11 protein-coding genes are annotated in these 10,536 nt (G+C 56.1%); 2 read left to right on the forward strand and 9 right to left on the reverse strand.

Annotated features, from left to right (window positions below):
* Positions 1-119: 119 nt before the first annotated feature.
* Positions 120-1,418 (forward strand): hypothetical protein, encoded by a 1,299-nt coding sequence (locus VGK48_15070; protein ID HEY2382495.1) that lies wholly within the window; start codon positions 120-122, stop codon positions 1,416-1,418.
* 452 nt (positions 1,419-1,870) lie between these two features.
* Here the strand turns inward: VGK48_15070 and VGK48_15075 are convergent, their stop codons facing one another.
* The 9 genes from VGK48_15075 to VGK48_15115 all read right to left on the reverse strand — a co-directional run bounded on the left by VGK48_15075 (position 1,871) and on the right by VGK48_15115 (position 7,472).
* Entirely contained in the window at positions 1,871-2,059 is a 189-nt protein-coding gene (locus VGK48_15075) for a hypothetical protein (GenBank protein ID HEY2382496.1), read from the reverse strand.
* Entirely contained in the window at positions 2,059-2,265 is a 207-nt protein-coding gene (locus tag VGK48_15080; protein ID HEY2382497.1) for a hypothetical protein, read from the reverse strand. Before VGK48_15080 ends, VGK48_15075 begins: the two co-directional genes overlap by 1 nt.
* The gene (locus VGK48_15085) at positions 2,262-2,483 is read right to left on the reverse strand and encodes a hypothetical protein (GenBank protein ID HEY2382498.1); all 222 of its coding nucleotides are present in this window, start codon (positions 2,481-2,483) and stop codon (positions 2,262-2,264) included. Before VGK48_15085 ends, VGK48_15080 begins: the two co-directional genes overlap by 4 nt.
* On the reverse strand, positions 2,480-2,821 hold the full coding sequence (locus tag VGK48_15090; GenBank protein HEY2382499.1) for a hypothetical protein: 342 nt from the start codon (positions 2,819-2,821) through the stop codon (positions 2,480-2,482). Before VGK48_15090 ends, VGK48_15085 begins: the two co-directional genes overlap by 4 nt.
* Before the next feature lie 43 nt (positions 2,822-2,864).
* Complete coding sequence (locus tag VGK48_15095; GenBank protein ID HEY2382500.1) at positions 2,865-3,071, reverse strand: hypothetical protein; 207 nt, start codon at positions 3,069-3,071, stop codon at positions 2,865-2,867.
* Positions 3,072-3,127: 56 nt separating this feature from the next.
* Entirely contained in the window at positions 3,128-3,310 is a 183-nt protein-coding gene (locus VGK48_15100) for a hypothetical protein (GenBank protein HEY2382501.1), read from the reverse strand.
* 181 nt (positions 3,311-3,491) lie between these two features.
* Positions 3,492-4,046: a fibronectin type III domain-containing protein gene (locus tag VGK48_15105; GenBank protein HEY2382502.1), complete on the reverse strand. Its 555-nt coding sequence runs from the start codon at positions 4,044-4,046 to the stop codon at positions 3,492-3,494.
* Between the two features lie 91 nt (positions 4,047-4,137).
* On the reverse strand, positions 4,138-5,853 hold the full coding sequence (locus VGK48_15110) for a carboxypeptidase regulatory-like domain-containing protein (GenBank protein ID HEY2382503.1): 1,716 nt from the start codon (positions 5,851-5,853) through the stop codon (positions 4,138-4,140).
* Positions 5,850-7,472 (reverse strand): carboxypeptidase-like regulatory domain-containing protein, encoded by a 1,623-nt coding sequence (locus VGK48_15115; protein HEY2382504.1) that lies wholly within the window; start codon positions 7,470-7,472, stop codon positions 5,850-5,852. The genes VGK48_15110 and VGK48_15115 overlap by 4 nt, the downstream gene beginning before the upstream one ends.
* A gap of 776 nt (positions 7,473-8,248) precedes the next feature.
* Between VGK48_15115 and VGK48_15120 the strand changes: the two genes are divergently transcribed.
* Entirely contained in the window at positions 8,249-9,865 is a 1,617-nt protein-coding gene (locus tag VGK48_15120; GenBank protein HEY2382505.1) for a tetratricopeptide repeat protein, read from the forward strand.
* Positions 9,866-10,536: the final 671 nt, after the last annotated feature.

A 10,536-nucleotide genomic window follows, 5' to 3' on the forward strand; every position in this document is an offset into this window, starting at 1 on the left:
AAAGGCGTCTTGGGATGATCCGGTGAATTCTCTTGAGAATACGGATCGACGCCATTCTCAGCGTGATTCGAGGGGGCCGGCAATCAGGGATTCCGGCTGACAAAACTTAGGCGAATGGTGTGCCGTGGAAATTCAGGCTAGCTGAATATGTTCGTACGCAGTTGCTTGAGCGCAAGGAATACCCGCCCTCGGTCGAGGTCTTAACGGAATTATTTCAAACGTTGTTTTTCGCTAGCCTGAAGCGAGAAGAGAATCAGGCCATTGCCTGTCGAGTTGCTTTTATCGACCGGAACCGACCGGACCCATTTCCGCCGGAACGAATCACAGCAGATCGATGGCGGTACTTTTCATTCGAACATGAACTTGAATTCAATGCGAGAAACCTTGCAAAGCTCTCGACGGCAGTTGATCCCTGGGGTACAACGCTCGCGGTCGATTTGGGGGAGGACCGAAAGCTTCGGATTTGGGGCTTGATCGACCAGAGCGTTCATTACAGTACGTATATTGTGAAAGAAGCATCCAAAGGGCCGGAAATGCCGGGCATGTTCCAAGCCGTCATTCAGGGAATCGGTGAGATAGGAGTGTACAAGACATATTTACTCCTTGCCTCCCTCAAGCACGACACACTCGTTAAGGGCCAGCGACGCGTCTTCCAAGTTGGACCAATCCACTCGAAATTGATGCGAAGGATCAACCGCTTTCAACAGAAGGTACGCAAAAGGGTCGGAAGTACTCTCTACGATGAAAGAGATCATTGGAATAAAAGTCTTGAAGACATGTGGATTTCCGCTCTGTGCAGAATATTGATCGGTATTCAAAGGTACGGGCACGGTGGCGCAGTCCTTCTCTCTGATGATCGAGGAGGCCTTAACAAAAAATACACTCTCAACTATCATCGCCTCGCCACCGCACTGACGCGAGGCGCGGCACGTCAAATTCAACACACTGGGTATTCTGATCAAATCGGCGAGCTAATTCAGGAAGAAGCCGACGAAGTCCCAATGGGCCTCTATTTGGATGACGCGACCAGCGCAAGTGATGTCACGCATATCAATAACGAGATTACGGGATGTGTGCGTTTTCTCGCCTCATTGTCACGCGTTGACGGGTTGATTTGGCTGGATTCACAGCTGCAATTGAAAGGCTTCGGCGTTGAGATCACTGTAAAGGAGGAACCGCCAGAAGTTCTTATGGCGCAAGATTCCGAGGCCAATAAGACGAAGGCTCTCGACCTGAATTATTTCGGTACGCGGCATCGATCGATGGTTCGGTACTGTGCGGCTCATCCCGAAAGCATCGGGTTTGTCGTTTCGCAGGACGGCGATGTGCGCGCAATTACAAAGGTCGATGAGCGAGTCATCATGTGGGACAACGTACGCATTCAATCGCTCCGCAATGCCAGGAGGGTCTCCCAATAATTTATCGACCCGCCTAAGGGCGAAATCACCTCATGAGGCTAGAACATTAGGCCCCCTTTTCAGGCACGATAAAATACATTAACGTTCACAATGAAAATCGCACCGTGACCTTCGTCTGTTCGTTCGGCAACTCGGAGAATGGCCGCGACGCCGGCTGGCACCGAACGCCATTCCCGGCGATAAATCCCCTTATCACCGCTGATCTGACCAGCATCCCAAGCGCGGTGTAGGCGAAAAGAGTCCCTCTTGTCGCCGAGTATTTACCTATCTTCCACCACCGCATAACCTTTCGTCGTTTTTCGGGAGAGTAATCCCGTATTAGGCTTCGGAGGAATCCGCAGGTAAAAAGATGGGAGCCACGGAACCACATTTCGTGATCCCGTGACTCCCGCGGAGTTTACGACCGTCAACCAACCAGAATCGCTTACCACCGCACCGAAGAAGCGGGTTCCCTACCCTCCTGAAACAGCAGCCCGGGAGTTCGCGATCGCGGAGGCGATTTCCTCCAGCCGGGTGGAGACGGAAACTCCGAGAAGCGCGGCCACATTTTTCGCCCAGGTCATTGGGCCGGTCGCGTCGTAGTGCTCCGCGACTTCGGCGATCGTCATCGAGGGCTGGTAGATGTGGCTTCCTGCGAACATCAGCCGCACCTGGTTTTGAGCGCGGCCCGGCCGGCCTCGGCAGTGGGATAGATCACGGAGGGTCCGTCCCAGCCGATTCCTTCTCCGGTCAGGTCGCGTTCGAGGTCGCCGGGATTGTTGTTACGGCGGGAACGCGATCCCTCGACGGGATACCCTTCGGCAACAGCGATCGCGTCCGCCATCCGGCTCACCACCGCCGAGTTCATACCGTCACTTCGGCGTTGATCAGGTTAATGTTGAGAGGCTCCCCGGTATGATCGTAGTAAGCCTGAAGGCCTCGGTCCACGATCTCCACCAGGATTTTAGCGACCCGCGCGTCTGCCTCCATGTCTCCACCCTCGGCTTGAACCAGGGAGATTAAAAATTCGACGATTTCCACAATGATGTTCGTTGTGTCATTCGTGTTCATGATGTTCGTATTCATTTTTGACCTTCTTTCAAAGCCTGGATCGCTTTCGAGAGATCCAGGAGGTTGTTGTTGAGTTGAGTCAAGTACGCGTCCGCCGGCGCATTCGTCGCGACGGCGCCTCGATACGTCAGCCAGGATTCGCGAGCGACGTTGTACGACTGAACCACCGTGTTCAGCGCAGTCTTCAGATCCGGCGGAAGCGGCGTCGTCTGGTTCGCAACGCGGGCTTGATCGATCGCCGCTTGAGCAATTAGCAGCGTGTCGTAAGCCGTCGAATCCGCCGTGTTCAGCGCATCCGGATGCACGGTGTAGTGCAGCGACGCGCACGCCGGGGTGGCGAACAGGAGCGGCACGATCAGGGGTGGAAGCAGGACCTTCAGGCCGGGGATCCTGTCTTTAAAAGCCGTGGTGATATTGCCGGCCGGTGGTGTGACAAAAGCGATACAGCCAGAGGTAGCCGGCGCCGCCGTTCGACGCCGGTTCCGGCCGCGAAGCCCAAGCCCGGCAGGGCGCAGGCTCAGGCATTGCCGACACGGCGGCCGAAAAGATCCAGTAGATCACCACCACGACCCAGATCTGGTGTTGCATCAGAGATTCAAACATGGGATTTACCCTCCTTTATTTAGGCTGCGCCCTATCGCGCTTGCGCTTCGCCTTAGTTAAGTCGTTCGGAAAGCCAGGCGGCAGATGTAGACGATCGCGGCAGTCAGGACGGCCCATCCGCCTTTCAACCAGGCTTGCCATTGTTCGAGGAGCGAAACACGCTCGGATAACTTGCGAATCTGGATCAGCTCGCCTTTGATCTCGCCGAGCGTACACAAGATGTAGTCATGCGTATCCATTGGTGCCTCCTCAGACAGGCTGCGGAAAACTCGAATCGAGAGAGCCGCCGGGGTGGTCGCCCTGGAATCGATATGACTTGTGAGCGACCACCCCGACTGCGCCTTTGGCGCAGCCTCCCCTCCTTTTCAGGAGGGGAGTTTGCTTGGCTCAACAAATATCCGCCGCAGCCCGGTTACGTGTTTAGGTGCACATCTTCTGCACCGGCGCACACCATTCGGTGAGACCCGGCTTGCCGAAGGCACGAACCTGGAAAACATAGGTCGTACCGGGCGTGAGCTGGTCGAACACCACGGGCTTTCGGACGCTGGTCAGCATCATCCCCGGCGTTGGAGCCGGGATTGTGGGCTGGCCGTTGACCAGACTGACGGTGGCTTTGCTGAGGTCATAGTGCAGCGCGTTCGGCACTGACTTGACTGTCGCGAGGAGCTCACCGGTCTGGCCCTGGTCCACGATGAGGACGGGCACCGTGAGCGGTACCGGCGGCGTTTTCGCGTTCGTTGCGGGCTGGAAACCCGACGACAGAAATACCGAGATATCGCCCTTACAGGCACCCTCCACGTGATGCGCCAGCAGACGCATCAACAGCATGAGGTCCTGACGGTCCTTGTTCTTGTCGGCGACGGCCTCCTTGCCTCCGTTGGCCGCCGCTGCCATGGACACCGCGAACGTGTCCATGGACGTCTTGAGATTCGCGATCGGAACCGGCGGCGTCCCCAGAGCAGCGTTGCCGTCCATTCCCTTCGCGACATTGTTGACTGCGGACCTAGACCGGATTCACGTTGTTACCAGGCTTTCCAGTCCGCTGCGATACTGAGCGGCGCCGTCGCTATTGTCCGTCGAGAATGCTCAGGTCGAGGGCGACATCACCGTTTTCAACGATGGTTACGGCAGTTGCACGGTCCCGAAACTTCTGGACGAAATCGGGGTCGAGGGCCTGGTCCAGACGAGCATCGGACCAGGCATATGCACGGTAGAGACCTGGACGAATGCCTCTGATGTTGAACTGTCCGCTCGCGCCTACTTCCAGAGCGCTTGGGGAGTGCAAACTCATGACGCCTTGCAATTCTTCGGGCCACAGGGCAACAACCCCATCCTCGACGTTGTGGCCCTGGTGATTGAAGACGTTGCCGCGCACCCGGCCCCCGGCCTCGGACTTGAAGTGTATTTCTACGACCGATGGTGATTTGGAGACGAGGACGCCATCCTTTAATACATCATGACCTGCTTGAGTCGCGCTGGAGATGTGGGCGCTCGAATCCCCCAGGCCGGAAGCCAGCGGCAATGATCCGGCGCGAAGAACATACCGGCCCTCGGACAAGCCGAGGAGCCGGACCGTGCCGTCCGGTCCGGCCTTCGGGTCCGATGGCGTGAACGATCCGAACTCGGGCTTGATGGTAAAGTCCGAGAAATTGCACGGCATGGCCGGCCTGCAGAACCGGAACGATGCGCCGGGGGCGGGAGCAGTGCCGCCTTTCGAGTCCTCTTTAAAAGCGTGTATCTCAAGCTGACCTGATGGCTTGGACACGGGAATATCGACGTCGACGTCGCGACCGGTAAATTCGATTGGCGCCGCCAGGTAAGCGACGGTCCCATCGGTCTGTTTCCAGTTGAGCTCCGCGGAGAATATGCCCGGGCCATTTGGACGATAAACCTTCACTTGAGGGCCCGTGAAATCGAGATTCAAAGCAACGGCAGTCGCCTGGCCCGATCGATTGTCTCCATATCCATTCAGTACCAGATTCGCATCACCGATGTGACTGCCGTCCCCGTTCGTAAGATGGACCCGAATGTCGCCCAGCCGCGCGCCACCCAGTACGGAATCCTTCAGCCGGGCTTCTTCGCCTCCTTTGACCTCGACGATCTCGGCTGAGGCGGCATCGCCCGCGCCGGGATACAGCTCACATAAAACATCGGGCGCATCCGTTGCCGTGAAAAACTGTAGAAACAACATTGGAGCGTTCGCCGGCAGTCGAGTGTCCCGCCTGGCTTTCGTGGCAAATCCAACCAAATAACGCCCGGGGATAACATCCAGCAAACGGTATTCGCCGCGATCGTCCGTCAGCGTTATCGATTTGGGCACAAGAATATGATCCCTTGTGTAGCCGTAAATCGTGACGGCCATGTCGACCTCCGGACCGCCTTTGGGATCGAAAACCCGCCCCGAAATAATGCCGGTGGGCTGCATGCGAACTTTCATGGTCAGCCCCTGGGCCGGGCTGAACATATAGTTCAAAGAGCGGTCAATGTAGCCGGATTTTGTGAAGCGCAAAAAAGGGCCGTCGTCACGCCCGACATCGTTGATGGTAAAAGTGCCATCGCTCGCGCTCCGCAACAGCGGACGCCGCGGAGGATCGGTAGGGCGTGGATCCGGCGCATCCTTCGGCAGGGGCGGTATCGGCGGTACAATCGTCACGCCCGCGATTGGTTGGCCGGTGAGCTTGTCGATCACGGTGCCGGCGATCGTCATCTTCTCCGGCGCCGCCTGCTGCGCGGCGGCAGCCGCAGCCATCAGAATCAATAAAAGAAAAGGCGTGGTCCTCATGGCATTTGAATGACGTGCACCGTGTCGAGCACGTCCCGGCTGCCTCGCTCCACCGTAATTTTCGTTCCGCGATATTCAAAGTCCTTCAAAAAGTCCGGATCTTCATACGCGCCGGGCTCAAGATCGTCCCAAGCCAGCACGGTATAAGTTCCCGGCGAGACTCCGGACATCGAAAACGTTCCGAGTTGCGTCGTGTTGACCGTTCTGAAGGCGGAAGGATTCTTCCTGCGCTCCGGCGAGGGCACAAGTGCAACCACTGCTTCCGGCACCGGCTTATCGTTCGCGTCGTGCACGACACCTTCGATGCTGCCGACGCTCTCCGGGCCGCCAAGCATTACTTCGAGCGGTCCCAACGCAGAACCATCAAGCACCATGCCGCTATCGGTAACATCGACACCGTTGCAACGGACGGCCGTAACATAAACGTTTCCGGACAATCCTGTGATAGTCACCCGAAACTTTCCCGGGTTCACGTTGGGAATCGCAAAAGAGCCGTCATCTGCAATTCCGCCTCCGGGAGACCTGGTGCTTGCCGAAAGAATCGCAGGCATCCCGTCCATCGGCCTCAAAGCGACTGTAACGGCATTGAATCGGAGAGGGCCTGTAATTACAGCCGGAACTGCCAACCGTCCAACCATTGTATTGCCCGGGCGAAGGGCTAACGCACCGGCGTCCTGATCTCCGTTGTTGATTTCAATGGGGAGGTGCGCCGTCTGCATGATGTTTGTTCCGCCATATGCAGACCGGAGCGCTGCGAATATCTCATAAGAGCCCGGCAGAAGGCCCGACAGGATATACAGTCCGTTTCCAGGCGATGTCGTTTGTACGTTAACCGATTCCAACGACCCGCGATGCCATTGAAGGACCGTGACGGTTGCGGCGGGGAGCGCTGTCAGGGGAAGGGCACTCACAATGTGGAAGCGCAGCGAGAATGTCGCGGACGTCAGCACAGGAACATTGATTGCTGCAATTTCAGCTCCAGCCCCGGCCTTGATTCCAGCCGCATCCAGCGAATCGATGACGCCGGGATAATAAACAGGAACTTGAGGAAGCCTTCCCGGAATCGTTGCCCGAATGTAATAGCTATCGGGCGGCAAGTTGAATATCCGGTACTCGCCGCGATCATCGGAAGCCGCCTGCCCCTCGACGGATAGAACACGGGATCCGTCGCGATAGCGATATCGCATCGCTTCGACACGCGCGCCCTGGAGGGGCTGCCGTTCTTCGTCCAGAATTCTCCCCGTGACGACAGCCGTCGGCGTGAGTTGAACAGAGACCGGCAGATGTTCGCCTGCTGTCAGATTAACCATTCTGGGGGTTGTATCCCGCCGGTCACGCACAAACAATGAGCGTTCTACTTTCAGCAAGTACTGTCCCGGAGGGAGATCGGATAGTGAATAATGTCCGTCCGCGGCGGTTATTGCCATCTGCGGCATCCCGTTCGGAATCGGAGTCACAGTCACATGTGCATCGGGGAGCGGTTCGCCGGAAGTCTTAGTGACGACTCCATCGATGGCCGCCGTAAGAGCCTTTTTAGAGGCATCCTGAGCGCGGTACACGCCCGTAAGTGCTATACAGACACCCGCTGAGATTCCGGCCAAAATTGTGACGCGCTTCATGCTGGGCTTTTATTTTATAACACACTGATCTGCTCTTCGCCGTTGTTCACGGCGATACATGGAGTGGCCGAAAATAACAATGAAATCACCGCGAGTCGTGTATCACCACTGAGGACAAAGTCGTTAAGACCTGAGCCGGTCGGAGAGATCCGGGAGGCTTTTTCTTCCTTCAAGTGCCTGTCTCTAAACAAGAGGCATTGCACATAAAGGAGTTTCCGGGACGATGTTTCGATGCAGGTTGTCAGGAGCTTTTCGACGGCTAAGACCGCAAACCGAAAGATCTTTATCCTTTCAATACGGATCGCATAAGATCGCTTAAACTCGATGGAGCCGGAGAATATCGGAGAGGGCTAAAGAACGTGTCGGATCGGGAGATGATTGGAAGGGGTCCGGGAGCGCTAAGAACTCGGAATGTACCTGGCCCAACACGACTCCAGCGGGAACGATCCCATTGCTTTTTGATGCTGGTTGTTGTCGTTCTGTATCTTTTGTCCTCGGTTCAATCGATCCAGGCACAGACGCAGGGTCCGACTACTTATTCACTTTCCAACGCCACCGGATATAGGGATATCCCGCCGAGTCTGGTTCTGGTGGTTGGCGACAGCTCCAATTCTCGTCTGGACCGTCAGGCGGTTATCAAGTTGGACGACCTCGCGAGAAAAAACACGCTCTGGCAGGCGACAATGGGGGATTCCCGGGCGTCATTCTATGACCTTGCGCCGGGAGAATGCGACGTTGACGTCAGTGCGGTTGGATATGAGCCCCAGCACCGGCATGTGCAAATCGTCATGGCGAGACAGGACCTGCGTTTGGAGATCCAGCTCGAGCGCGATCCCGATGCCGTTAACCTGAATTCCTCCGACGACATCATACCCCCCAAATACCGCAATGACACAAAACGCGCGCTGGACGCTCTAAAAGCGGGGAAACTTGCCGAGGCGCGGAAGCAGCTTGATCGAGTGTATAAATTCGCTCCCGACAGCGCGCAGATCAACTTCTTATATGGGTATTTGTTTTTCGCTCTGAAAGATTTAGAAAAATCGGAATCCTACCTGAGCCGGTCCGTCGTTTTGGATCCGCGCCGCCAGCCAACACTGAGCCTGCTCGGAAGAGTGCAGCTGAAACGCCACCATGACCATGACGCGCAAACGTCATTAGAACGGGCGATCGCCATTAATACTCAAGACTCGACGGCGCATAGCTTTCTCGCTCACGCCTATTTGAACCAGAAGCAATACGACAAGGCACGGGAACAGGCGCAATTGGTCATCGAGAAAAGTAAAAGTAAAGGTGCAGCTGAAGCTGGGCTGATCCTGGGAGAAGCGTTGATTGGCCTCGGCCAGGACGGCGAAGGGATCAAAATTCTCCAGGCGTTCTTGACAGACCATCCGAACAATCCCGACCGGGCGGCGCTGGAAACCTTCATTGCGAGGGTTCAATCGCACGAACAGGGGGCAACTCTGACTGCAGGAACGGAGCTGCCGGATGACCGGGTTCTCGATGCATCTCTTCCGGATCTTCCGCCGAGTGCCTGGGGACCACCTGGTGTAGATGATGTAAAGCCTTCGGTGGCAGCCGGTCTGCCCTGCCCTCATGACCAGGTGATCGAGATGTCCGGCAAGCGTGTTCAACAGCTGGTCCAGAATGTCTCCCAATTTGCGGCAATTGAAGATTTGTTACATGAAAAGCTCAATCGCTTTGGCAACCCAACCACCAAGGTCAATCGCCAGTTCGATTATCTGGCCACGATTTCGGAGAACCCTCCTGGTTATTTCAACATTAACGAAGATCGCATGGTACGATCCGGGCTCAGCGATACCCCGGACGGGATCATCACCCGAGGCTTCATGGGCCTTGCGATGATTTTTCATCCCGATATGCGCGACGATTTTCAGATGACCTGCGAAGGCCTGGGGCAGTGGCAGGGGCAGGCGACCTGGCTCATGTACTTCCGGCACCGCGACGACAAGCCCAGCCGGTATGGCCAGTTCACATCGAATAATCAACCCTACGCCGTAAAACTGAAGGGACGCGCATGGATCAGCGCCGATAACTTCGAAATCGTGCGCATGGAATCCGAGTTGTCCGGGCCGGTAGGACAGCTCTCCGTCCAACATCAGGTCGTCGAGTACGGCCCTGTTCATTTCAAGAAGGAAAATGCGGATCTGTGGCTTCCCAAAACAGTCGATCTTTATTTAGAGATCAACCGGCGCCAGTATTACCGGCGCCACAGCTTTGATCGATACGTTTTGTTTTCAGTGAATACTGAAGAGGAGTTGCATAGCCCGAAAGCGGAACCGGATAACACCCTTGTCCCTGATCATGACCACTGCCGGGATTCGTCCCCGTCGTCATGCCCGAATTCCGCCATCCCGGAGAAAACTCCGGGCTAAGTTTGGTCTAGGTTCACTGTCGCCGTTTCCAGGCATTCAGGCGTTTTTTCAGCTGGTGGATCGCCAAGTGGAGAGAACGATATGCCCTTCGATGGGTGCGAAAAAATATTCTCCGTAAGGTGACTGCTCCATGACGTGGGAATCTTCTCGCTTTGTTCCATTGCTTTGTTCCTCGCCACAGTATCTATTTTTCAGCGTGGGATTCGGGTATGGCGGCGGGTACTGCCGGTGTCGCTATTTATGAGTGGCGGAATCATCGCGATTCTGCCGTTTGCAAGCTACCTTGTCTTGCATCGCGGACTTGCCGATTTCACGTCGGACTTGGTATCGAGCGCCACGGGCATCGTGTAATGATTCTCGGCCATGAACGGTTTCACGTCCTTGGCGTTCACCATGTGGCCCAGAATCTCAGGATCAGAACGTTGGACGACGGACCCGGTATTTCGAATACCGCCAATCTGTTCGTTCCCTTCTTCACAACGAAACCCCGCGGCTCCGGTATCGGGCTTGTCTTAACAACGATAGGTTTCACAATTGCCCTCCCGCGGGTAGTATGCTTGTTCCAGAAGGATGGCTATGCCGACAGAAATCATTAAAAAGCGGTTTACGGTGGACGAATATTACCGCATGGCCGAGGCCGGCATTCTCCAGCCGCAAGATCGGGTGGAACT

The sequence above is a fragment of the Terriglobia bacterium genome (assembly GCA_036496425.1).
GTDB lineage: Bacteria > Acidobacteriota > Terriglobia > 20CM-2-55-15 > 20CM-2-55-15 > 20CM-2-55-15.

Bases quoted from the DNA above. Each gene is read 5' to 3' on its own strand.
- VGK48_15075 (HEY2382496.1), bottom strand. From the start codon at position 2,059: ATGTTCGCAGGAAGCCACATCTACCAGCCCTCGATGACGATCGCCGAA.
- VGK48_15080 (HEY2382497.1), bottom strand. From the start codon at position 2,265: ATGAACTCGGCGGTGGTGAGCCGGATGGCGGACGCGATCGCTGTTGCC.
- VGK48_15085 (HEY2382498.1), bottom strand. From the start codon at position 2,483: ATGAATACGAACATCATGAACACGAATGACACAACGAACATCATTGTG.
- VGK48_15095 (HEY2382500.1), bottom strand. From the start codon at position 3,071: ATGTTTGAATCTCTGATGCAACACCAGATCTGGGTCGTGGTGGTGATC.
- VGK48_15100 (HEY2382501.1), bottom strand. From the start codon at position 3,310: ATGGATACGCATGACTACATCTTGTGTACGCTCGGCGAGATCAAAGGC.
- VGK48_15105 (HEY2382502.1), bottom strand. From the start codon at position 4,046: ATGGACGGCAACGCTGCTCTGGGGACGCCGCCGGTTCCGATCGCGAAT.
- VGK48_15110 (HEY2382503.1), bottom strand. From the start codon at position 5,853: ATGAGGACCACGCCTTTTCTTTTATTGATTCTGATGGCTGCGGCTGCC.
- VGK48_15115 (HEY2382504.1), bottom strand. From the start codon at position 7,472: ATGAAGCGCGTCACAATTTTGGCCGGAATCTCAGCGGGTGTCTGTATA.